The organism is Mesorhizobium sp. M0491 (assembly GCF_040321265.1).
Taxonomy (GTDB): Bacteria; Pseudomonadota; Alphaproteobacteria; order Rhizobiales; family Rhizobiaceae; genus Mesorhizobium.
The window spans coordinates 14,099-36,109 of the sequence record NZ_JAMYRE010000040.1 but is presented as its reverse complement, the minus strand read 5'-3'; the positions used below and the strand labels follow the sequence as shown (position 1 = coordinate 36,109).

The following is a 22,011-nucleotide window of genomic DNA, read 5'->3' as shown; positions in this document are numbered from 1 at the left end:
AAGCTTTCGCTCAACGGTTGCAACAGGCGGGAAAGCCAAAAATGCTCATCCGCATCGCACTCGCCAGAAAACTCCTGGTCATCCTCAATGCAAAAGCACGCGATGCGCGCAACGAGTTCGTAATTGCAACTTGACACCCCAGATAGTCGCTCTCCCCCGATCGACGGGGTAGAGGAAAGGCGCGAGCCTATTGAGCCAGCGCTCCTTACGCTGGGCTCCCTTCCTCTCCCTCCGGAGGGGGGAGAGGTGGCGCTGCGAAGCAGCGACGGAGTGGGGGAAGCCGGTCCTTAAGCGCGAAGCCGCTGATAGGTGAGCGCCACCGTGCTGGCCCGATACCGGGAAGTGGTAGGCATGTGAATCGCTCCAGACGGCCAGCCTCCCGAATTCTCGAACGATCTCAGGGCTCCAGTTCGACATCCCAGTACAGATAATCCATCCAGCTCTCATGCAGATGGTTGGGCGGGAACAGGCGGCCATTGTTGTGCAGATCGTGCACCGTCGGCTGGAAAGGCTTCTGCAGCGGCCACATCTTGGCATGCGCCGGCATCATGCCGCCCTTCCTGAGGTTGCAGGGCGAGCAGGCGGCAACGACATTCTCCCATGTCGTCGCGCCGCCACGGTGGCGGGGAATGACGTGATCGAAGGTCAAGTCCTCCGGCGTGCCGCAATACTGGCACTGGAAACGGTCGCGCAGGAAGACGTTGAAGCGGGTGAAGGCCGGGTGCCTGGAGGGCTTCACATAGGCCTTCAGGCTGACCACGCTCGGCAGCTTCATCGAGAAGGTCGGCGAGGAGACGGCGTGCTCGTATTCGGCGACGATGTTCACCCGGTCGAGGAACACCGCCTTGATGGCATCCTGCCACGACCAGAGCGACAAGGGGTAATAGCTGAGCGGACGGTAATCCGCATTCAGCACCAGTGCTGGAAGCCCATCCGGAGATACGGCAACCGTCACGTGTTCACCTCCTTGGTTCTAGACCCGAACGGCGCGGATACTGTAAGCCCGACATGACAGGGATGTGAAGCGGATTGTCGCGTGGCCTAAGCGCCAAAAATGCGTGATTTTTATGATTTTTTGCGGATTCAGGCCGGCGGCGCGGCGTCTCGCCCTCTGGTTTCACGATAATAGGACCAGAAAAGCCGCGATGCGACACCTCGCCACGGGCTCCATGATTCGGCCAATGCGATCAGGGTTTTCTCCGGCGGACGCGGCTCGATGCCGAGCGCGTGGCCGACCGCGCTCTGCAGCGCGACGTCGCGCGCGGGGAAGATGTCGGGATGCCCAGCGGCGAATAAGAGATACACTTCCGCCGTCCACGGGCCGATGCCGGACACCGCCGTCATCGTCGTGATCGCCTCCTGGGCATCGAGCGAACAGAGGTGATGAAGGTCGAGGCCGTCGGCCACCGCCTGGGCAATTGCGATCAGGCCGCGCTGCTTGGGCCGCGACAGGCCGGCCTCGCGAAACATGTCCTCGCCGGCGGCCAGGATCGCTTGCGGCGTCAGCGGATCGACGAGTTTGGTCAGCCGGCCGAAGATCGCATCGGCACTGGCGCGGGACACTTGCTGCGAGACGACGATCGACGCCAGGCTTCGAAACCCGGGCTCGGACAGCCGCAGCGGCACCTCGCCGGCCATGCCGCGCACCTTTTCCAGGCGCGGGTCGATCACGCAAAGCGCATCGAGCCCCCGGGCAATGTCGTCTGATGTCACGATACGGCGCATGCTTTCTTGTTCCTCGACCGTCGACAGGGTAGCAATTGGCGAAGCGCCGCAAAACATGATTGCCGCCTGAGAGATGACACTCCTGACATTCCGCTTCGCGCCCAGCCCCAACGGCGACCTGCATCTCGGCCACGCCTATTCGGCGCTGCTCAACCAGAAGCTGGCGGCACAGGCGCACGGCCGCCTGCTGCTGCGCATCGAGGATATCGACACGACGCGCTGCACGCCGCTATTCGAGGCAGGCGTGCTTGCCGACCTGAAATGGCTGGGGCTTGGCTGGGAAGAGCCGGTGCGCCGCCAGTCCGAGCATTTCGCCGAATACCAGGCGGTGCTCGAGCGGTTGATCGCGGACGAACTCGTCTACCCCGCCTTCATGAGCCGTGGCGAGATCCGCGCCTTCATCACCGACAGCGAAAAGCGTGGGCGCGACTGGCCGCGCGATCCCGATGGCGTGCCGCTCTACCCCGCCACCGACAAGGCGCTGCCGCTGAAGGAACGCCAGCGGCGGATCGCCGAGAATGCACCCTTCGCCTGGCGGCTGGATGTCGATGCCGCCATGGCGCGTGTCGGCAAGGACCTTTCATGGACGGAGTATTCTGACGAGACGCTTTCCGCGACGCGCTCCGTCGAAGCCCGCCCGCGGGACTGGGGCGACGTGATCTTGGCGCGCCGAGACATTCCGACCAGTTACCACCTCGCCGTCGTCATGGACGATGCGCTGCAAGACGTCAGCCACGTCGTGCGCGGCCAGGATCTGTTTTCCGCCACTGGCGTGCAGCGCCTGCTGCAGCAACTCCTCGGACTGCCGCAACCGGCCTATTTCCATCATCGTCTCATCCTGGGGCCAGACGGACGAAAGCTGTCCAAAAGCCTCGGCGACACCAGCCTTGCCGCCTTGCGCCATGCCGGCGCATCACCTGACGGCATCCGGCGGATAGTCGGGCTTTGAGCCGGCGCGGCCAAGGTAACGCATGTCGAACTTGACGCCCGTTGAATTCCGGTGATGCATGGATCAACGGTTTCGTTTTGCGCGCCGGGTTGAAGCGCAGTAGAGCAGCGCCACGGTCAACTCCCTCCAGCGCGGCGGTCTCCGGAACATGCACAGCATCAAGCGGTTCATCCCCGCCACCTTCGTCGTCCTGTGGGCGACCGGCTTTATCGGCGCGCGCTACGCCATGCCGTGGGCGGAACCGTTCACATTCCTCGCCGCGCGTTTCGTCATCGCCGCCATCCTGCTGGCAGTTTTGATGCTTGTGCTGGGTTCAAAAAGAGCCACGCGCAAGGAGGCATTGCATGCCACCGGCGCCGGCATCCTGATGCATGGCGTCTATCTCGGCGCCGTGTTCTGGGCCATCCACAGGGGCATGCCGGCCGGGTTTTCGGCCTTGATCGTCGGCCTGCAGCCGCTGATCACGGCCGTGCTTGCCGGCAAGTTTCTCGGCGAGGCGATCCTGCCGCGCCACTGGCTTGGCCTTGGCATCGGCCTCATCGGCATCGTCATCGTGCTGTGGCCGAAGCTCGGCGCGCTGGGCGGCGGCGTAACAGTTGCGACATTGACCGCCTCGCTGGTCTCGGTGCTCGGCATGAGCGCCGGCACCATCTGGCAAAAGCGCTTCGCTTCCGGCGGCGACCTCGTCGCGGCGACCATGTGGCAATATATCGGCGGCGGTTCGCTGATGCTCCTCGCCTCACTCGCCTTCGAGACGCACACGGTCGTCATCAACGGCGAACTGATCTTCGCCATGGCCTGGCTGGTGCTGGTGCTGTCGCTCGGCGCCATCTTCCTGCTGATGGTGATGATCCGCGACGGCGAGATGTCGAAAGTTGCCTCGCTGTTCTACCTGGTGCCCGCGGTGACGGCGATCATCGCCTGGGCCCTGTTCGACGAACAGCTCAATGCGCTGCAGATCGCCGGCATGGCGATCACGACCTTCGGCGTCGGCCTGGCAACGGCTCGGCAGGCCAAGGGAAGAACTGTGGAATTGAGGAATTGAGGAATTGAGGAATTGAGGAATTGAGGCATTGAGGCATTGAGGAATTGAGGAATTGAGGCATTGAGGCATTGAGGCATTGAGGCATTGAGGCAGATATGGGGGCCATCTGGCGCTGGGTGCTACGTCAATTCTTCAATTCTTCAATTCTCCCATTCCTCAATTCTCCCATTCCAGTTCCCCAATTCGACCTGTCATCCCACCCGCGCACGCGCCTCCAGATAGCGACTGATCGCGGCGTTGAGCTCGCCGCCGAGGATGAAGATCGCCGAGACCATGTAGAGGAAGACCACGGCGATCATGATCGAGGCCAGGCCGGCATAGGTCGTCACGTAGGACGAGAAGTGGTCGAGATAGGTGGCGAAGATGGTCGAGCCGATAAGCCATGCCGCCAGCGTGAAGACGATGCCCGGCACCAGCGAGACGAAGCGGCGCTTGCCCGCCGGCAGCCAGAAATGCACGGCAAACAATCCGCCGACGATGACCGCCGAAGCGATGACGTAACGCCACAGGGTGATGGTGCCCATATAGGGCTTGATCCAGTCGATATGGGCTTCGGCGAGCCGCGCCAGCAGCGGCGCGAACACCAGGAGCACGCTGATCGCCAGGAAACCGGCCGTGGCGATGAGAACGAAGATGATGCTCTGCACCCGGCGGTAGATGATGCCGCGCGTTTCCGAAACGCGGTAGGCGCGGTTGAGCGACGTGCGCAGCGCCTCGATGCCGTTCGACGCAAAATAGGCAGCAAGCACCACACCATAGGTCAAAAGGTCGGTGCGCCGGACGGTCAGCACATTGAGCACTTCGCGCGCGATCGGCTTGGCGATCTGTTCGGGCCAGGTGTCGAAGACCAGATGCACGGCCGTGTCGGAGAACGCCTGCGCGCCCAGGAAGCTCGCCAGCGTCGTCGCGAAGATCAGGAACGGGAACAGCGCCATCAGCGATGTGATCGCCAGATGGCTGGCCATGGCCCAGCCGTCATCGGTGTTGAAATGGCCAAGCGCGTCGTAGAGAACCCGCTTGAGGGCTACGATCTTCCGCAACAAGAACCGCGCCCTCCAATTGTCTCCACGCCGGGAATATGGGAAGGGATTGCGGCAAATGGCAACCCTTGGCGAAACCACGAACAGTCCGGCGCAGAAGGTGCGCTCGATTATCATCACCGGTGCGTCTTCGGGAATAGGCGCGTACTGCGCCCGCGCGTTGAAGGCGGAAGGCTGGCGGGTGTTCGCAACGGCGCGCAAGCCGCAGGACATCGCCGCGCTCGAAGCCGACGGCATCGAGGCCTTCTATCTCGATTATTGCGAGCCGGACTCCATCGCCGCGCTGGTGACGGCGGTGCTCGACCGCACCGGCGGCCGGCTCGACGCCCTGTTCAACAACGGCGCCTATGCGCAGCCGGGCGCCGTCGAGGATCTGCCCGTTGCGGCGCTCAAGCAGCAGTTCGAGGCGAATTTCTTCGGCTGGCATGATTTGACCCGCCGACTGGTGCCGGTGATGCGCCGCCAGGGTCAGGGCCGCATCGTCCACTGCTCGTCGATCCTTGGCCTGGTGCCGGTGCGCTTCCGCGGCGCCTATTCCGCGTCGAAGCATGCACTGGAGGCCTTGATGCTCTGCCAGCGCCAGGAACTGGCCGGCAGCGGCGTCCACGTTTCGCTGATCGAGCCGGGGCCGGTGAAGTCGAAGATCGCCAGCAATGGCCTCATTTGGTTTCTCAGCAGCATCGACCACGAAAATTCCGTGCACCGCGTGGACTATGCGGCGCAACTCGAGCGGTTGCGGGCCGGCGGCAGCCAATCGGCCTTGAAGCCAGGGCCGGAAGTCGTTCATGCGGCGCTGCGCCATGCACTTCTGTCGCGGCGCCCGCGCCCGCACTATGTGGTAACAGTGCCGGCCAGGATCGGTGCGGTGCTCAAACGCATCCTGCCGGCATCGATGCTCTACCGCCTGATGGCCAAACGCGCCTGAACGCCAAACAACTGGAACGCAACAATGGCAACCGTCTTCAACATTCTCGCCATTCTGGTCATGGTCGCCGTTGCGGTCGTGCTTGTTCGTGGCCTCATCAACATGATGCGCGGCGGTTCCGGCGTCACCTCGAACAAGCTGATGCAGGCACGCGTCATGCTGCAGGCCGTGGCGCTGGTGCTGATCCTGCTTGCGGTGTATTTCACCCGCAAGTGAGGATATCGGCAGCCGGGGAGGCGAAATGGTCAAGCTCAACAAGATCTACACCCGCACCGGCGATGATGGCACCACGGGTCTCGGCACCGGCGAAAGGCGGCTGAAATCCGACCTGCGGGTAGACGCTTACGGCACCGTCGACGAGGCCAATGCCTGCATCGGCATCGCCCGGGTCCACACGGCCGCGACCCATCCCGCGATCGATGCCATGCTTTCCCGCATCCAGAACGATCTGTTCGATCTCGGCGCCGATCTCGCCGTGCCCGACGACGGCAAGCCACTCGGCTACGAGCCGCTTCGCATCGTCGCCGTGCAGACCGACCGGGTCGAGAAGGACATCGACCTTCTCAACAAGGAGCTTCAGCCGCTCAAATCCTTCGTGCTCAATGGCGGCACGCCGGCAGCGGCGGCACTTCACCTTGCCCGCACCGTGGCGCGGCGGGCCGAAAGGCTGATCGTGGCCCTTGCCCAGGACCCGAACGAGCACGTCAACCGCGACGGACTGAAATACATCAACCGCGTCTCGGATTTCCTGTTTGTCGCCGCCCGGGCGGTCAATGACAACGGAAACGCCGACGTGCTATGGGTTCCCGGCAAGAACCGCTGATTGTCGAAAGCGGAAGAGGGCCTGGGGCAATGTTCATCCCGCTTTACGACACCAACAGGCTGCGGCACATCCGCCTGCAATATGTGACCATCGGGCTGATCGTGGTCAATGCCCTGGTCTACCTTGCCACCGCGCTCGGCGGCGAGAGTTTCTCCAATGCCGCCGTGCTTGGTCTCGGCTTCATCCCGTCGGTCGTCCATGACACCGCCGAGCTCGATCCCCGTTTCATCGTCATCCCCGAAAGCCTGAGCTACCTCACCTATTCGTTCCTCCATGCAGACATCTTCCATCTCGGCGGCAACATGCTGTTCCTGTGGGTGTTCGGCGACAATGTCGAGGATGCGCTCGGCCACATCCGCTACCTCATCTTCTATCTGTTGTGCGCGATCGCCGGAGCCGCCTTCCAAGGGCTCGTCTCCTGGGATTCACAGGCGCCGCTGATCGGTGCCTCCGGCGCCATTGCCGGGGTGGTCGTCGCCTATCTGATCCTTTATCCCAGGGTGAAGGTCTGGGTGCTGGCCTTCGCCCGCATCCCGCTGCGGATTCCAGCCTTCATCCCGCTCATCTTGTGGGTGCTGTTCCAGGTGGTGATGTTTGCCGCCGGCGGCGACGACCAGATTTCGTGGGCCTGCCATATCGGCGGCATCATTGCCGGAGCCGTTCTTGTGCTCGTCCTGCGCAGCCGTGGCGTGCCGCTGTTTGCCGGCGCTGACGACGATGCCGCGGTCGCCGCTTCCAACCAGCCGCAGGCCACTGCCGAGCCGTTGGCGCCTGAGCCACCCGCCGCGACGCCGCGCTGGGGGCGAGGAAACGCTTCCAGTTCGGACTGAACCGATTTGAGTGGCTTGCGGCGTATTGACGTGCAGGGTTGCCGCAACTACGGAAACGTCACCGCCGCAACCTAAGGCGGGCAAAGACCAGAATTTCCATCCGGCCAGAATTCCATCCGGCCAAAATTCAGTCAGGAATGTCGGCTTTCGACAACTCGGAAAGGGCGCAGGCTGTTATAGCGCGCCCAACTAGCGTGAAGAGGTGACAGGCAAATGAAGATCCTTGTACCCGTGAAGCGGGTTGTGGATGCGAACGTCAAGGTTCGCGTGAAGGCTGATGGTTCGGCGGTGGAACTCGCCAACGTCAAGATGGCGATGAACCCGTTTGACGAAATCGCGGTGGAAGAAGCAATCCGGCTGAAGGAAGCTGGCAAGGCGGAAGAAATCATCGTCGTCTCGATCGGCCCGCAGCAGGCGCAGGAAACCCTGCGTACCGCGCTCGCCATGGGCGCCGACCGCGCCATCCTGGTCAAGACCGATGAACAGACCGAGCCGCTCGGCGTCGCCAAGGTGCTGAAGGGCGTCGTCGACGCCGAGCAGCCCGGCCTCGTCATTCTCGGCAAGCAGGCTATCGACGACGACTCGAACCAGACCGGCCAGATGCTGGCGGCACTGCTGGGCTGGGCGCAGGGCACCTTCGCCTCCAAGATCGTGCTCGACGGCGACAACGCCAAGGTGACGCGCGAGGTCGACGGCGGCCTGCAGACCGTGGAACTGAAGATGCCGGTGATCGTCACCGCCGACCTTCGCCTCAACCAGCCGCGCTATGCCTCGTTGCCCAACATCATGAAGGCCAAGAAGAAGCAGCTCGACGAGAAGACCCCGGCCGACTACGGCGCCGACGTCAAGCCGCGGCTGAAGGTCATCAAGACCGAGGAGCCGAGTGGCCGCAAGGCAGGCGTCAAGGTCAAGAGCGTCGCCGAACTGATCGACAAGCTCAAGAACGAAGCCGGCGTGCTGTAAGCGATCGGGAAAGGAACAAGAAAAATGGCTATTCTCCTCATCGCAGAACACGACAACGCAACGCTTTCCGACCAGACCGCCAAGGCGCTGTCGGCCGCCCTGCAGATCGGCTCGGACGTGCATGTGCTGGTTGCCGGCAAGGGCGCCAAGCCGGCAGCGGACGCTGCCGCCAAGCTCAAGGGCGTGAGCAAGGTGCTGCTGGCCGAAGCCGACGAACTCGCCGAGCGCCTCGCCGAGCCGACGGCAGCACTGGTTGTGTCGCTGGCGGGCGCTTACGACACCATCATCGCGCCGGCGACCTCGTCGGGCAAGAATGTCGCGCCGCGCGTGGCTGCGCTCCTCGATGTCGCGCAGGTGTCCGAGATCATCGAAGTCGTATCGGCCGACACCTTCAAGCGCCCGATCTATGCCGGCAACGCTATCCAGACGGTGCAGTCGAGCGACGCCAAGAAGGTGATCACGGTTCGCACAGCCTCGTTCCAGGCAGCCCCCGAGGGCGGCTCGGCGGCGGTCGAGACCGTCAAGGCCGCGGCCAATCCCGGCCTCTCCACCTTCGTCGAGAACAAGCTTTCCGAGACCGACCGTCCGGAGCTGACCTCGGCCAAGATCATCATCTCGGGTGGTCGTGCGCTGGGTTCGGCGGAGAAGTTCCAGGAGGTCATCCTGCCGGTCGCCGACAAGCTCGGTGCAGCCGTCGGCGCCTCCCGCGCCGCGGTCGATGCCGGCTATGCGCCGAACGACTGGCAGGTCGGCCAGACCGGCAAGGTGGTTGCCCCCGATCTTTACATCGCGGTCGGCATCTCCGGCGCCATCCAGCATCTCGCCGGCATGAAGGATTCGAAGGTCATCGTCGCCATCAACAAGGACGAGGAGGCGCCGATTTTCCAGGTTGCCGACTACGGCCTCGTCGGCGATCTCTTCGTCATTCTGCCGGAGCTGCAAAAGGCGCTTTGACGCTTTCTGCCAAAGGTATTAAATGGTGAGGGTGGGGTAGACGAAGTCGCCCCGCCCTTTTAGTTTGCACCGCACAAAAAGCAGGCCGCAAAGGCGAAAAGCAATCCAGCAAAAGTGCGCAGCGGTTTTCCCGGGAAAAGCGCGTAGCGCTTTCCCTAGGGAATTGCGGTAAAATAAAAAGGTGGAGCGCTTTCGCAGTTCAAGCGGAAGGGCTCAGGACGGGATCGGTGTAATGAGCAAGATCGAGACGATCGGCATCATCGGCGCGGGCCAGATGGGCGGCGGCATCGCCCATGTCTCCGCGCTTTCGGGCTACAAGGTGCTGATCTATGATATTTCGCCCGACCGCATCGAGAAAGGCATCGCCACAATCAGCGGCAACATGGCCCGCCAGGTGGGGTCCGGCAAGCTCGACGAGAAGGTGCGCAACGACGCGATGGGCCGCATTTCGGCCGCGCCCGCGATGGCCGATCTTGCCGGCGCGGATCTGGTGATCGAAGCGGCGACCGAGGACGAGACGGTCAAGCGCAAGATCTACGCCCAGCTCTGTCCGCAGCTCAATCCCGAAGCCATCCTGGCGACCAACACCTCGTCGATCTCGATCACGCGGCTTGCCGCGCAGACCGACCGGCCGGAGCGGTTCATCGGCATACATTTCATGAACCCGGTGCCGCTGATGAAGCTGGTCGAACTGGTGCGCGGCATCGCCACCGAGGACCAGACCTTCGAGGCGGCAAAGACCTATGTGAAGCAACTCGACAAGACGATTACGGTCTCGGAGGATTTTCCGGCCTTCATCGTCAACCGCATCCTGCTGCCGATGATCAACGAGGCGATCTACACCCTCTATGAGGGTGTCGGCTCGGTCGACGCCATCGACACCGCCATGCGGCTCGGCGCCAACCATCCGATGGGGCCGCTGCAGCTGGCCGATTTCATCGGGCTCGATACCTGCCTGTCGATCATGCAGGTGCTGCATGACGGCCTGTCGGACTCGAAGTACCGTCCTTGCCCGCTGCTGGTGAAATATGTCGAGGCCGGCTGGCTCGGCCGCAAAACCGGGCGCGGTTTTTACGATTATCGCGGCGAGCATCCCGTTCCGACGCGCTGAGCGCATCGTCGGCGCAAATCAGGGGCAAGCCTTTCGGCGGTGACAGGCTCGATCAGGAGGCCGCGGCCAGCGGCTCTGTCCGGCCATCCACGATCCGTGCGTCGGGCGCCACGGAGACACAGCCACGGCCGGCCGCCTTGGCCGCATAGCAGGCCGCATCGGCTCTCGCGATGATCTCGTCGACCTCGCCGCAATTGGCATTGATCGCAGCCAATCCGATGCTGGCGCCGATCACGTGAGGACGGCCGTCCCAGGTGAAATCCAGGCCGCCGATCGCATCGATGATGGAGCGCGCCGCGATCTTGGCGCCGGCTGCTGAACCCGATTTCAGAATGACCGCGAATTCGTCGCCGCCGAGGCGAGCGACGATATCGTCTGGACCAAGCACGCCGCGAATCGCCACGGCAACCCGCTTCAGCAGCGCGTCTCCCGCCGCGTGGCCGCCCGTGTCGTTGACCAGTTTGAAGTGGTCGAGATCGATGAACATGAACTGATGTCCGCTGGCTCCGGCCGACTTTGTCGTGTCGCCGGTCGACTTTGTCGTGTCGGCGGTGCCGTCCTTGCGCGCCTGGCCGACTAGGCCCTCCATGGCGCGGATGAAGCTCGAGCGATTGGCAAGGCCGGTCAGCGCATCGTGTGCCGCGGCGTGCGCCAGTTGGCGCTGCAGCGCGCGCGCATCGGTAAAGTCCTGGAAGACGATGACCAGCCCGCAGAATTCGTTCCGTTCGTTGATGATCGGCGACACGACCTGACGGATGCTGCAGCGCGTGTCGTCGCGCCGGATAAGGACGGCGCGGCTGTTCTGGTCGGCCGGCGCCTGAACGCCAACCACGGGCCGGGTCACGCCAATCCTGTGCCCCGTCTCCTCGTCGACCGCCCAGTAGACATGGCCAAGCACCTTGCCGAGGGCCTCGCCGCCGGCAATCCCGGTCAGCTTTTCGGCGACCGGGTTCATGAAGGTGATGCGGTTTGCGGCATCGGTGCAGATGACGGCATCGCCGATCGATTGCAGCGTCACCCTCAGCCGCTCCTTTTCATCGGCAAGCATTGCCGCCGACACAGTGAGGCGCTCTTCGGCCTCCTTGCGACGGGTGATGTCGGTCAGGCTGCCAATGGCCCTGATCAGCCGTCCATCCTCGTCGCGTTCGATAGCCTTGCCGCGGTCGAGTATCCACATCCAGTGGCCATCCTTGTGGCGCATCCTGAATTCGGCCTCAAAGAACGGTGTCTTGCCCTCGAGATGAGCGCGATCCGCTTCGGCGACAGTCTCGCGATCGTCGGGATGAATCATCGTCAGCCAGCTGTCGGTGTCGCCATCGAGCTCGCCATCCGCATAGCCCAGCATCTTGACCCAGGTCGAGGAATAGGTCGTGCCGCCCTTGCGCATGTCGAGGTCCCAGACGCCTTGGCCGGCACCAGCCAGAGCAAAATTCCAACGCGTTTCCGCTTCGGCAATGCGCGCCTCGGCCTGCTTGCGCGCGTCGATGTTCTCGATTGGCGAGACGAGATAGAGCGGACGGCCGCTGTTTTCATCGCGAATGACCGAGCCGGCAAGATGGGCCCAGACGGGCGTTCCGTCCTTCCTGAGATAACGCTTCTCGAAGTGGAAGGAATTGACCGTGCCCGCCTTCAGATCGTCCATCGTCTCCCGCCCGATCTGCAGATCGTCGGGATGCGTGATCTGGAAGAAGTCAGCGCCTCGATCTCTTCGCTTGTGTAGCCAAGCATGGCGGCGAAGGCCGGATTGGTCTGGCGGATGCGACCGTCGAGACCGACAACCACGATGCCGATCGCCGAATCCTCCATGGCGCGGCGGAAGCGCAGTTCGCTCTCGGCGATCTGTTGGCGATCCCTGCTGATCCTGCGGGCGGACAGAGCAGCGAGGAACAGCGCGCCCGCCGCCACCGCCACCGCGATCCGCAGGCAGAGCTTCAGCGCTTCGGTGCCGAGGTCCAGGCGCGAAAGCAGGATCGAGGTCGCCAGCACGCCCAGGCCGGCGACGAGCAACGCCAACCCTGCATGCCCAAGAGATTCTCGGCTGGTCAATCCTCGCCACATCACGATACGTGCCACCCCCGTGCGCAAACGCATGTTCTCGCATCAACCTTGGCGGATCGTTTTTAAGGAAAGGTTGCGTCCGGCATGCCGGCGTGGTCGCCAACCGGCAAACAATTGCCGGCATGATTAAGGATCGGTGCACGGGTCCGCGATCGTTACGAAACGCTACCAGCGTATGAAAAACCGTCCGCCGAGCGCACCGAGCAATGCGAGCGCTGCGATCGCTATCGTGTACCAGGGGGCGACGAAAAGCGGCGAGTCGTCGAAGCAGTGCGCGGCATAGAAGGTTGCCGCCAGCCCGCCGGCGAGCAGGCCCGCCACCGCACCGGCAAGCACCGGCCGTGTCGGCGCGCCATAGCGCAGCATCCACAGGAAGACGGCAAGCGGGCCAATACCGATCAGCGGGATGAAGCCCATGCAGAGCATCATGTTGTTGCCGACCATCCGTGTACCCCACAGCGCCTCCGGCACCATAAAAAGCTCCAGAAGCACCGCCACGGCTACCAGCACTGGCGCCGCGGCCATCCAGGCCATTGCCCGGCCCGTCGAGGCGCCCGGCGTCGACAAGGCACGGATCAGGGCGAAGGCGCTGACGGCAAGCACGATGGTGAAGACGAATTTGGAGAGGAAGCGCATCGTGTGCGCGGCCGCCATGAAGTCTGGGCGCGGGCCGATGGTCAGCAGGAAAACGATGGCCGCGATCACCGCCCCCGCACCGGCGGCCAGCCACCAGGCCGATCGCAGCGGCATCGCCTTGCTGCTTGCATCGGCGTCCAGCGCCTTGATGAGATCGTCCGTCCTCATGTCATTCCCGCCCGAACCGCCCCTACCCGAATCGCTTGGCTATCGCGGCAAGTCCGCGATGCAGCGACACACGCACCGCCGTCTCGCTGATGCCGAACTTCGCCGCCGTCTCACCGATGGACCGCCCTTCCACCGACACGGCCGAGACCACGGCGCGCTGTGCCGGCGACAGGCTGTGCAATGCCCGGTTGATGTCTCGCTCGCTGACGGTCTCGGTTTCCGGCTCGGCGAACGTCTCGGCGATATCGTCGATGTCGATCTCGATGCGCCGTCCGCGCCGCCGGAACGCATCGATCAGCTTGAAGCGGGCGATCGCGTAGATCCACGGCAACACCGGCGCATCCTGGCGCCAGGTATGTCGTTTCACATGAATGGCCAGCAAGGTTTCCTGCACGACATCCTCGGGATCGACCCCGCCCAGCACGATCTTGCGCCTGGCAAAACCGCGAACCAGCGCGGCAATCCGGTGCAGAAAGTCGGCGTAAGCCCTTTCATCTCCCGCGATGGCGGCCCGCATCAGCCGGGAAAGTTCGGCCTCGTCCTTGCCGCTCACAAGAGTTCACTCCCCCGAATTTCGCGTCTCGGCGCTGATTTGTTACGTGGCCGGCGAAATAATGTCCAAGCCAAACTGCCGGCAAATCACGAAAGTTTGCTGCACACTGCGCGCCGATCGCCAGTGCGATATTGCCCCGCGCTCTTGTTCTTGAACTCAAGGCTTGGCGCCGAACATGGCATCCCGGAAAGACCTGAAGCCCTTTCGAACGGTCAGCTTCATTCGTCTGCGACGGTACTTGTTTCTCAGGCGGCCCAAGATCTGGAGATGTGTCTCATCGATATCCGGAGTGGATAGGGGATCGTTAGCATATGGCAGCTGTGCCAAGGCATCTGCATGCATGTTGGCGTAAGGCAACGAATCATATCTGTCGAAGGGTGTGGGAGGGTCGTTCAATACAGTGGGATTGGTGTTGATCTCGAAAACCTGGATGCGACCATCGACAATGGTGTAGTCGATCCTGCCATATGAGATCCCCGCCTTCTCGAAAATCGGCATCAGCTCTACCGCATGCGGATTGTCGCGCACAAAGGCGGTATGCTCGACCCGATGTTGCCCCGACATACCGCCTCCCTGTACCTTTATGAACCACTCCTTGCTGGCGAAGCAGTGTTGCGCATAACTGCGCTCGCCGATCCGATATGCCGAGTATTTTCGGTAGCTGCCATCGGCACCAGCCTTTGCTCCAAACTCCACCACCATGGGGCGAACAAAATTCATCGTACCCAGGTTCGAGAGCGCCTCGCCGAGTTCCGCCGGCGATTGCAACAGCGGCGGCACTTTATAAGCGGCGCCCGTCTCGTCACGCAGAAAGACAGGAAAACGCATTCCCGCCGGCAGAATTTCGGGTCTGTATACATTGAAATCATTGATGCCGTCCGCGAACAGCATACGCAATAGATCGAAACGCTGAAGGCTTTTTCGCGGATGGTTGAGTTGAAACAGATCAGGCTGCTGCGACTTCATTCGCTGGCTGAGATTGGAGCATGCTTCAATCTCTGCTTCGCTCAGTCGGTCCAAATCCGTCCAAAGAACGGTGCCTCTGGAAATCTCAAGCAGATGCGCCCGTTCGTCATAGGGGACAAAGCGCACAGAATCCTGCAAATCAGTTCGAAAATAGAGTAGCAGGCTTGCCAGGGTATAGGCATGCAAGCGATGGCAAACATAGAAGATCATGAGACAACCCGCCCCTACTCATGCACCCATCAACAGCTGGTATCAGAAAATTATCGATTCGATATCGCAATTACGAGCGGCCTTTCGACGATGAAGATGATCGTATTTCAACAACTTGTGGCAGACGACGTTCCGGGCATGGCCGCGATGGAGGCCGCAGCCTGGGGACGACTCGGTGCCAGCGAAAAAACAATTCACCACCGGCTTTCGCTCGGGCATACAATGATCCTGGCCATGGTTGAGAACCTTGTTGCAGGCGCGATCTGCTTCGTGGAAACCAGCCAAGATCCGCACGATACGGGAAGGTTCCCCAAGACCTTCTCCGCCTACTCTTCGCTTGTCAGGAGCCAACCTGCACGGTCACTCTACGTTTACAATCTTGGTGTGCGACCCGAATTCCGCGGCACCGACATGGCACGCCGCCTGTTGTCGCAAATGTCTGACTATGGCCGGCAGGTCGGTGCGCGTTGGTTGGTCGGCGACGGACGTTGCCCGTCCTACGCGGGAGCACAGGACGAGTTGCCCGACAAGGTTCGGCCGGATCCGGAATTTCGTCGGACCATCGACGATTGGCATCGGACCGGTGTCATGCCTTCGGTGGAATCAATAACGAGGGATCCGCTACTGCGGTTCTATAACCGTGTTCTCCGGTGCGAATTTCTACATCTCGCGTCCGATTTTCTACCTGAAGACATGAGTTCCGGCGGATTTCGCGTTATCTTTGCTGTCGATCTTGCCCGATGACAGATCAAGCTGATCTATTTGACCCCATTGCCCATGGCAGCGATGCGTTTCCCGAATTCGCCCGTCGTCGGAGTTCAGGAGGCGCCAGTTGGGGCAAACCTCCTTATCCCGAGGTCGGTGAAGCCTTCTACGTGTTCAGCCATGCGCTTGTTTCCCAGGCCTTGAAACACCCGCTGTTGCTGCAGGCACCGCCGGGCGCCTATCAGGAGGTCAGGCAAAAGATCAGCGCCAATCCGGCCCTGGACCTGTTGACCCGTTCCATGCTGCTGTCCGACCCGCCGCGGCACATGCGCCTGCGCCGCCCATTGGCTGGTTCGCTAAGCTTTTCCTCCAGCAATGGGCTGTTCGACCGGCTTGCGGCCAAAGCGTCGGAACTTACGCAGGCAGCTGTACAAAAACCGGAGTTCGACGCGGTTCGTGATATAGGCCTGCCGCTATCGTTTTCAGGCCTGGAACAGATCCTTGGTATCGACATGGACGATCCCTGGCGGATTGGCGCCGACGCACAGCTTATGGCCAACGCCCTGGAAATAAGGGCCGGAGGCGTAGACGAAGACGCAAACGATGCCTGCCGCCGGTTGGAGGCATGGGTATCCAGCGTGATAGAACACGGTGCTGTGCGCCCAAACGGTATTTCAGCTCAGATGCTTGCCGAAGTCGAGGCTGGCCGCTGGCTGAAAGACGATGCCATTGCAAACATCGTATTCCTGCTCTTTGCCGGGCAGGCGACAGTCGTCGATACCTTCGGCAATGCGCTGGTCGCGCTTGCACGCTTCCCTGAACAGCTTTCGCTGCTTGCAGATGGGAAAGTCAGTTGGTTTTCAGCAGCCGAAGAGCTGCTCCGTTTTTGCGCTCCGGTTCACTATGCCGGAGCGCGTATCGCCGCGGAAGATTTGCAGTTTGGTGGCGCAACCATAAAAGCCGGGCAGGCCGTTGTACCCGTGCTGGCGAGCGCCAATCGAGACATTTCTGTTTTTCCGGCGGGCGACCGGTTGGATTTGGGTTCCGGCATTTCGTCGGCCCTTGCCTTTGGCACCGGACTGCATGCCTGTCTGGGTCAACACGTCGCCCGGTTAGAAATGGCTGTACTGCTGGAGGCCTTGTTCACGCAGGCCAAAGGCTGGTGCTTGGATCTTCCCAGGGTCGTCAGGCGGCATTCGGTGCTTTTCCACGGTTTGCAAGCCGCCCCATTCATCCGGTCGGCCGATCAAACATCGGGTTGAATTCGGCACGCCATTCGCGTCACTTCATCACTTGGAATTGTGAGCCCGACATCAAGCGTTTGTGCTTCAGCGGCCGATTGAAGCAGATCACCAATGTTGACTAAGGCTGTCAGGTATCGGTAGGTGAGCCGGTGCCAACCGAACTTTAGGACAATGACATGAAATACGCTCTTTCCACCCTCGCCGGCGCCACCGCGCTGGCAATCATGCTGATCGCCAGCCCGTCGATGGCCGAGGATGCCGGCATCATTGTCTACAACGCCCAGCACGAAAGCCTGACCAAGGCGTGGGCCGAAGGATTCACCAAGGAAACCGGGATCAAGGTCACCGTGCGCAATGGCGGCGACAGCGACTTCTCCAACCAGATCGTCGCTGAGGGCACTGCTTCGCCGGCCGACGTGTTCCTGACGGAAAACTCGCCGGCCATGGTGCTGGTCGAGACGGCCGGCCTGTTCGCGCCGGTCGACGCCGACACGTTGGCACAGGTTCCCCAGGACTATCAGCCGGCCAGCGGCAAATGGGTCGGCGTCGCAGCGCGCAGCACGGTCTTTGCCTATAACAAGACCAAGCTGACCGCCGACCAGTTGCCCAAGTCGATGCTTGACCTCGCCGATCCGAGCTGGAAGGGCCGTTGGGCCGCCTCCCCGTCAGGCGCCGATTTCCAGGCCATCGTCAGTGCCCTGCTCCAGCTCAAGGGCGAAGCCGCTACCGCCGACTGGCTGAAGGCGATGAAAACCAACTTCACCGCCTATAAGGGCAACAGCACGGTGATGAAGGCGGTCAATGCCGGCGAGATCGAAGGCGGCGTGATCTATCACTATTACTACTTCGGCGATCAGGCCAAGACCGGCGAAAACAGCGGGAATGTCGAGCTGCACTATTTCAAGAACCAGGATCCGGGCGCGTTCGTCTCGATCTCCGGCGGCGGTGTGCTGGCCTCGAGCAAGCATCCCAAGGAAGCCCAGGCCTTCCTGAAATGGCTGACCGGCAAGGGCGGCCAGGACGTGCTGAAAACCGGCGATTCCTTCGAATACGCGGTCGGCAAGGGTGCCGAGTCCAACCCGAAGCTGGTGCCGCTCGCCGATCTGCAGGCGCCGAAGGTCGACGCCACGACGCTGAACTCCAAGAAGGTCACCGACCTGATGACGGCAGCCGGCTTGCTTTAGTTGCCATTCGTCCTAAAAGGACACCCGACCACGCTCCCGCGGGAATTCGCCTTCCGCGGGAGTGATTTTGTTTTTCGAGATGGCATTCGTCGATGACGACACGCTGTGTTCCCGGCCGTGATCGCGGTCCTTCAATTGCTGCCGCTGGACGGCAGCGGCACGGCGTCTGATCTGATGCAGTCCGCGGTTGATCTCGCGCGCTCGGGCCTGCCTTCGGGCACAGGTCGAAGGGCCCGGCGACGCGCACCGCTTTGGCTGGTCCTCGCCGCCATCTTCGTTGCGCTGCTGGCGCTGGTGCCGCTCGCCTTCATCATCTGGATCGCGGTGCAGACCGGCTGGGAAACCGTCTCGGCGCTGGTCTTCCGGCCGCGTGTCGGCGAGCTTCTGGTCAACACTGTCCTGCTGGTCGCGCTCTCCGTGCCGATCACCATCGTGCTGTCGGTTGCGCTGGCCTGGCTGACCGAACGCAGCGACCTGCCGGGCGCCCGGCTCTGGGCCTGGCTATGCGTGGCGCCGCTCGCCATCCCGGCTTTCGTGCACAGCTATGCCTGGATCACCATGGTGCCGGGACTGCACGGCCTGTGGGCCGGCGTGCTGGTTTCCGTGATCGCCTATTTCCCGTTCCTGTATCTGCCGGTGTCGGCGGCATTGCGCCGTCTCGATCCCGCCCTCGAGGACGCCGCCGCCGCACTCGGCCTTGGGCCCCGGCGCGTGTTCTGGCGGGTCGTGCTGCCGCAATTGCGGCTCGCCATCTGCGGCGGCTCGCTGTTGGTCGGCCTGCATCTGCTGGCCGAGTACGGCCTCTATGTCTTCATCCGCTTCGACACCTTCACCACGGCGATCGTCGACCAGTTCCAGTCGACCTTCAACGGACCGGCCGCCAACATGCTGGCCGGCGTGCTGGTCAGTTGCTGCTTCGTGCTGCTCGGCCTCGAAGTGCTGGTGCGCGGTGAGGAGCGCTATGCCCGCGTCGGCTCAGGTGCGGCGCGCCATCAGCAACGCACGAGCCTCGGACGCGCCACCATCCCTAGCCTGCTCTTGCTTGTCGTCACCACGCTTTTGGCGCTCGGCGTGCCGTTCGTCACCATCGGCGGCTGGCTTGCCGCCGGCGGCGCCGCTGTCTGGCGCCTGAACGAGATCGGCCTGGCGCTTGGCCAGACGCTGTTCCTGGCGCTCGCCGGCGCCTTGCTGGCCACGGTCGCCGCCATGCCGATGGCCTGGATCTCGATCCGCGCGCCGGGGCCGTTGCAGCGCCTGCTGGAGGGCTGCAACTACATTGTCGGCTCGTTGCCGGGGGTTGTCATTGCACTGGCGCTGGTCACCATCACGGTGCGCATCGCGCTGCCGCTCTACCAGACCCTGTTCACCATCCTGGTGGCCTATGCGCTGATGTTCCTGCCGCGCGCGCTGGTCAGCCTGCGGGCGTCGATCGCGCAGGCGCCGGTCGAACTCGAACGCGCCGCTTCCAGCCTCGGCCGGCCGCCGCTGCAGGCGTTGTGGTCGACGACGATCCGCCTATCGGCGCCTGGTGCCGCGGCCGGCATGGCGCTGGTGGCGCTCGGCATCATGAACGAACTGACCGCCACCCAAATGCTGGCGCCCAACGGTACCCGCACGCTGGCGATGGCGTTCTGGTCCTACAGCGGTGAGATTGATTATGCCTCCGCGGCACCTTACGCCTTCATCATGGTGGCGATGTCGCTGCCCTTGACCTGGCTGCTCTATGTCCAGTCGAAACGGATGGCCGGACGATGAGCTTTCTCGAAATCAGCGGCCTGCACAAGCAGTACGGCCCGGTGTCGGCCCTTGCCGGCGTCGACATGAACGTCGCCAGCGGCAGCCGCACGGCGATTGTCGGTCCTTCCGGCTGCGGCAAGACGACCCTGCTGCGGCTGATTGCCGGCTTCGAGGCGCCGGACCAGGGGCACATCACGCTCGACGGTACGATATTGGCCAATGGCGGCGCTGCGGTGCCGGCATATCGGCGAGGCATCGGCGTGGTGGCGCAGGATGGTGCCCTGTTTCCGCATCTGACCATTGGCGACAATATCGGTTTCGGCATGGGCCGCGGCGAGGACAAGCGCGCTGAGCGCATCGTCGAGCTCGCCTATATAGTCGGGCTCGACAAGGCGATCCTCAAACGTCGCCCGCACGAGCTTTCCGGCGGCCAGCAGCAGCGTGTGGCACTGGCCCGCGCCATGGCGATGAAGCCTCGGCTGATGCTGCTCGACGAGCCGTTCTCGGCGCTCGATACCGGCCTGCGCGCCTCAATGCGCAAGGCGGTGGCCGAGCTGCTGGAGGCCGCCGGCATCACCACCATCCTGGTGACGCACGACCAGGCCGAGGCGCTGTCCTTTGCCAGCCAGGTCGCGGTGATGCGCGACGGCAAGTTCTCGCAAATCGGCACGCCGCGCGAGCTCTATCTCAAGCCGAAGGACAGGATGATCGCCGAATTCCTGGGCGACGCCATCATCCTGCCGGCCAAGATATCGAATGGCTTCGCCAACTCGCCGCTCGGCCGCATCGCGGTGGACACCAATGACAGCCGCGATATCGCCCGCATCATGCTTCGCCCGGAGCAGATCGCGCTGAAGAGAACGTCGCGCGAGGGCATGTCCGGCACCTCGGACATGCTGTTCGGCGAAGTGACGGAATCGGAATTCGCCGGCTCGATGTGCACGGTCGCGGTGCGGCTCTTGAACAATGCCGATCCGCCCGATGCGGCAGCGATCGGCAACACGCCGCTGGTCCTGCGCAAACCGGGCATGGACGCGCCGGCGGTCGGCGAGATCGTCCGACTGACCGTATCGGGAAAGGCGCATGTCTTCGCCTGAACGCCGTATGCGGTTAACCGACGCGCTTTCCTGCCTGATCGAACCAGTGCAGCTTTTCTGCCTTGGCAACCACGCGCAATTGGTTGCCAACCGTGGCGGTGGCGCGACCCGCGACACGCACGACGATGCGGTTGCCGCCTGCCGCACAGTGAAGGAAACTTTCGGCGCCTACCGGTTCGACTGCCTCGACCAGCGCCGGCAGGACGAGCGCGCCGGACGGCGCCTCCGCATTGAAGGTGACGTCGGCATCCTCGGGCCGAAAACCGAGGGTCGCAGCTCTTGCCTCCCGAGGCGCGAAAGCGATCGCCGTGCCGTCTGCGAGCACCGCGCCCGAGGCGCCTTCGGTCAGTGCCAGGAGATTCATCGGCGGCGCGCCGATGAAGGAAGCGACGAAGGTCGAGGCCGGTCTTTCGTAGACGTCGAGCGGCGCCCCCATTTGCTCGACCAGTCCGGCATTCATGACGACGAGAATGTCGGCCAACGTCATCGCCTCGAGCTGGTCATGCGTGACATAGACCGACGTGACGCCAAGCGAGCGTTGCAGGTTCTTTATCTCGACCCGCATCTGGCCACGCAATTTGGCATCGAGATTGGAGAGCGGCTCGTCGAACAGGAAAACCCTCGGGTTGCGCACAATGGCACGACCCATGGCGACACGCTGGCGCTGGCCGCCGGAAAGCTCCCGCGGGCGGCGGTCGAGCAGCGCCGAAAGTTCCAGTATTTTCGCCGTCGCGCGAACCCGGCTGTCGATCTCGTCCTTCGGCGTGCCGCGGTTGCGCAGCCCATAGGCCATATTGTCGTAGACTTTCATATGCGGATAGAGCGCATAGTTCTGGAACACCATGGCGATGTCACGCTCGGTCGGACCGACTGAGTTTACGATCTTGCCATCGATCGCAACTGTTCCCGAGGAGATGGTTTCGAGCCCGGCGATCATTCTGAGCAGCGTGGACTTGCCGCAGCCCGATGGGCCGACCAGCACGCAAAGCTCCTTGTCGGGAACTGCGATTGAAACGCCCTTCACGGCCTCGAAACCGCTGGGGTAGACCTTCTTCACATCCTTCAGATCGACGGTCGCCATCAGCTTC

General features: G+C 62.8%; 22 protein-coding genes and 2 pseudogenes. 15 read left to right on the top strand and 9 right to left on the bottom strand.

Going from position 1 to position 22,011, the window contains the following annotated elements; translation table 11 throughout:
- Positions 1-134: pseudogene (locus tag NKI69_RS32280) on the top strand (IS110 family transposase); the annotation flags it as partial.
- Between the two features lie 263 nt (positions 135-397).
- On the opposite strand, the gene NKI69_RS32275 reads toward NKI69_RS32280, so the two are convergent.
- On the bottom strand, positions 398-955 hold the full coding sequence (locus NKI69_RS32275) for an HNH endonuclease (protein WP_006328497.1): 558 nt from the start codon (positions 953-955) through the stop codon (positions 398-400).
- A gap of 128 nt (positions 956-1,083) precedes the next feature.
- Positions 1,084-1,725 carry a DNA-3-methyladenine glycosylase family protein gene (locus NKI69_RS32270; RefSeq protein WP_023811137.1) on the bottom strand — a complete coding sequence of 214 codons (642 nt, stop codon included), beginning with the start codon at positions 1,723-1,725 and terminating at the stop codon, positions 1,084-1,086.
- Positions 1,726-1,798: 73 nt separating this feature from the next.
- Here NKI69_RS32270 and gluQRS point away from each other — a divergent pair, with 73 nt between their 5' ends.
- Positions 1,799-2,674, top strand: a complete 876-nt coding sequence (gene gluQRS / locus NKI69_RS32265) for a tRNA glutamyl-Q(34) synthetase GluQRS (protein ID WP_023811136.1) — start codon at positions 1,799-1,801, stop codon at positions 2,672-2,674.
- Positions 2,675-2,822: 148 nt separating this feature from the next.
- Positions 2,823-3,719 (top strand): DMT family transporter, encoded by an 897-nt coding sequence (locus NKI69_RS32260; protein ID WP_352723325.1) that lies wholly within the window; start codon positions 2,823-2,825, stop codon positions 3,717-3,719.
- A 191-nt stretch (positions 3,720-3,910) separates the two neighbouring features.
- Here the strand turns inward: NKI69_RS32260 and NKI69_RS32255 are convergent, their stop codons facing one another.
- Positions 3,911-4,762, bottom strand: a complete 852-nt coding sequence (locus tag NKI69_RS32255) for a YihY/virulence factor BrkB family protein (protein ID WP_013529430.1) — start codon at positions 4,760-4,762, stop codon at positions 3,911-3,913.
- Between the two features lie 55 nt (positions 4,763-4,817).
- On the opposite strand from NKI69_RS32255, the gene NKI69_RS32250 reads away from it, so the two are divergent.
- The 7 genes from NKI69_RS32250 (at position 4,818) to NKI69_RS32220 (ending at position 10,365) form a co-directional block, all read left to right on the top strand.
- A complete protein-coding gene (locus tag NKI69_RS32250) occupies positions 4,818-5,684 on the top strand; it encodes an SDR family oxidoreductase (protein ID WP_081734841.1) in 867 nt (288 codons plus the stop codon).
- 24 nt (positions 5,685-5,708) lie between these two features.
- On the top strand, positions 5,709-5,900 hold the full coding sequence (locus tag NKI69_RS32245) for a twin transmembrane helix small protein (protein WP_013529428.1): 192 nt from the start codon (positions 5,709-5,711) through the stop codon (positions 5,898-5,900).
- A gap of 25 nt (positions 5,901-5,925) precedes the next feature.
- The gene (locus tag NKI69_RS32240) at positions 5,926-6,507 is read left to right on the top strand and encodes a cob(I)yrinic acid a,c-diamide adenosyltransferase (protein WP_023811132.1); all 582 of its coding nucleotides are present in this window, start codon (positions 5,926-5,928) and stop codon (positions 6,505-6,507) included.
- Between the two features lie 29 nt (positions 6,508-6,536).
- The gene (locus NKI69_RS32235) at positions 6,537-7,337 is read left to right on the top strand and encodes a rhomboid family intramembrane serine protease (protein WP_352723323.1); all 801 of its coding nucleotides are present in this window, start codon (positions 6,537-6,539) and stop codon (positions 7,335-7,337) included.
- A 213-nt stretch (positions 7,338-7,550) separates the two neighbouring features.
- A complete protein-coding gene (locus NKI69_RS32230) occupies positions 7,551-8,300 on the top strand; it encodes an electron transfer flavoprotein subunit beta/FixA family protein (protein WP_023811130.1) in 750 nt (249 codons plus the stop codon).
- Between the two features lie 24 nt (positions 8,301-8,324).
- Positions 8,325-9,254, top strand: a complete 930-nt coding sequence (locus NKI69_RS32225) for an electron transfer flavoprotein subunit alpha/FixB family protein (protein ID WP_128304638.1) — start codon at positions 8,325-8,327, stop codon at positions 9,252-9,254.
- 232 nt (positions 9,255-9,486) lie between these two features.
- A complete protein-coding gene (locus NKI69_RS32220; protein WP_013529423.1) occupies positions 9,487-10,365 on the top strand; it encodes a 3-hydroxybutyryl-CoA dehydrogenase in 879 nt (292 codons plus the stop codon).
- 52 nt (positions 10,366-10,417) lie between these two features.
- On the opposite strand, the gene NKI69_RS32215 is transcribed toward NKI69_RS32220, so the two are convergent.
- The 5 genes and pseudogenes from NKI69_RS32215 to NKI69_RS32195 form a co-directional block, all read right to left on the bottom strand.
- Positions 10,418-11,413 (bottom strand): diguanylate cyclase domain-containing protein, encoded by a 996-nt coding sequence (locus tag NKI69_RS32215; RefSeq protein ID WP_352723328.1) that lies wholly within the window; start codon positions 11,411-11,413, stop codon positions 10,418-10,420.
- 75 nt (positions 11,414-11,488) lie between these two features.
- Positions 11,489-12,171, bottom strand: a pseudogene (locus NKI69_RS32210) (PAS domain-containing protein); the annotation flags it as partial.
- A gap of 417 nt (positions 12,172-12,588) precedes the next feature.
- Positions 12,589-13,227 carry an NrsF family protein gene (locus NKI69_RS32205; protein ID WP_352723322.1) on the bottom strand — a complete coding sequence of 213 codons (639 nt, stop codon included), beginning with the start codon at positions 13,225-13,227 and terminating at the stop codon, positions 12,589-12,591.
- A gap of 22 nt (positions 13,228-13,249) precedes the next feature.
- Positions 13,250-13,780 carry a sigma-70 family RNA polymerase sigma factor gene (locus NKI69_RS32200; RefSeq protein WP_128304640.1) on the bottom strand — a complete coding sequence of 177 codons (531 nt, stop codon included), beginning with the start codon at positions 13,778-13,780 and terminating at the stop codon, positions 13,250-13,252.
- A gap of 156 nt (positions 13,781-13,936) precedes the next feature.
- Entirely contained in the window at positions 13,937-14,956 is a 1,020-nt protein-coding gene (locus NKI69_RS32195) for a hypothetical protein (protein WP_023811126.1), read from the bottom strand.
- Between NKI69_RS32195 and NKI69_RS32190 the strand changes: the two genes are divergently transcribed.
- The 5 genes from NKI69_RS32190 (at position 14,927) to NKI69_RS32170 (ending at position 20,923) form a co-directional block, all read left to right on the top strand.
- On the top strand, positions 14,927-15,700 hold the full coding sequence (locus NKI69_RS32190) for a GNAT family N-acetyltransferase (protein WP_196815322.1): 774 nt from the start codon (positions 14,927-14,929) through the stop codon (positions 15,698-15,700). The genes NKI69_RS32195 and NKI69_RS32190 overlap by 30 nt on opposite strands.
- Positions 15,697-16,923, top strand: a complete 1,227-nt coding sequence (locus tag NKI69_RS32185) for a cytochrome P450 (RefSeq protein ID WP_128304641.1) — start codon at positions 15,697-15,699, stop codon at positions 16,921-16,923. The genes NKI69_RS32190 and NKI69_RS32185 overlap by 4 nt, the downstream gene beginning before the upstream one ends.
- Before the next feature lie 158 nt (positions 16,924-17,081).
- Entirely contained in the window at positions 17,082-18,089 is a 1,008-nt protein-coding gene (locus tag NKI69_RS32180; RefSeq protein WP_352723321.1) for an iron ABC transporter substrate-binding protein, read from the top strand.
- A 174-nt stretch (positions 18,090-18,263) separates the two neighbouring features.
- Positions 18,264-19,844, top strand: a complete 1,581-nt coding sequence (locus NKI69_RS32175; RefSeq protein ID WP_352723327.1) for an ABC transporter permease — start codon at positions 18,264-18,266, stop codon at positions 19,842-19,844.
- Positions 19,841-20,923, top strand: coding sequence for an ABC transporter ATP-binding protein (locus NKI69_RS32170; RefSeq protein ID WP_023811121.1), 1,083 nt, complete (start codon positions 19,841-19,843; stop codon positions 20,921-20,923). Before NKI69_RS32175 ends, NKI69_RS32170 begins: the two co-directional genes overlap by 4 nt.
- Before the next feature lie 13 nt (positions 20,924-20,936).
- Here NKI69_RS32170 and NKI69_RS32165 read toward each other — a convergent pair whose 3' ends face one another.
- On the bottom strand, positions 20,937-22,004 hold the full coding sequence (locus NKI69_RS32165) for a sn-glycerol-3-phosphate import ATP-binding protein UgpC (protein WP_023811120.1): 1,068 nt from the start codon (positions 22,002-22,004) through the stop codon (positions 20,937-20,939).
- Between the last annotated feature and the right edge of the window lie 7 nt (positions 22,005-22,011).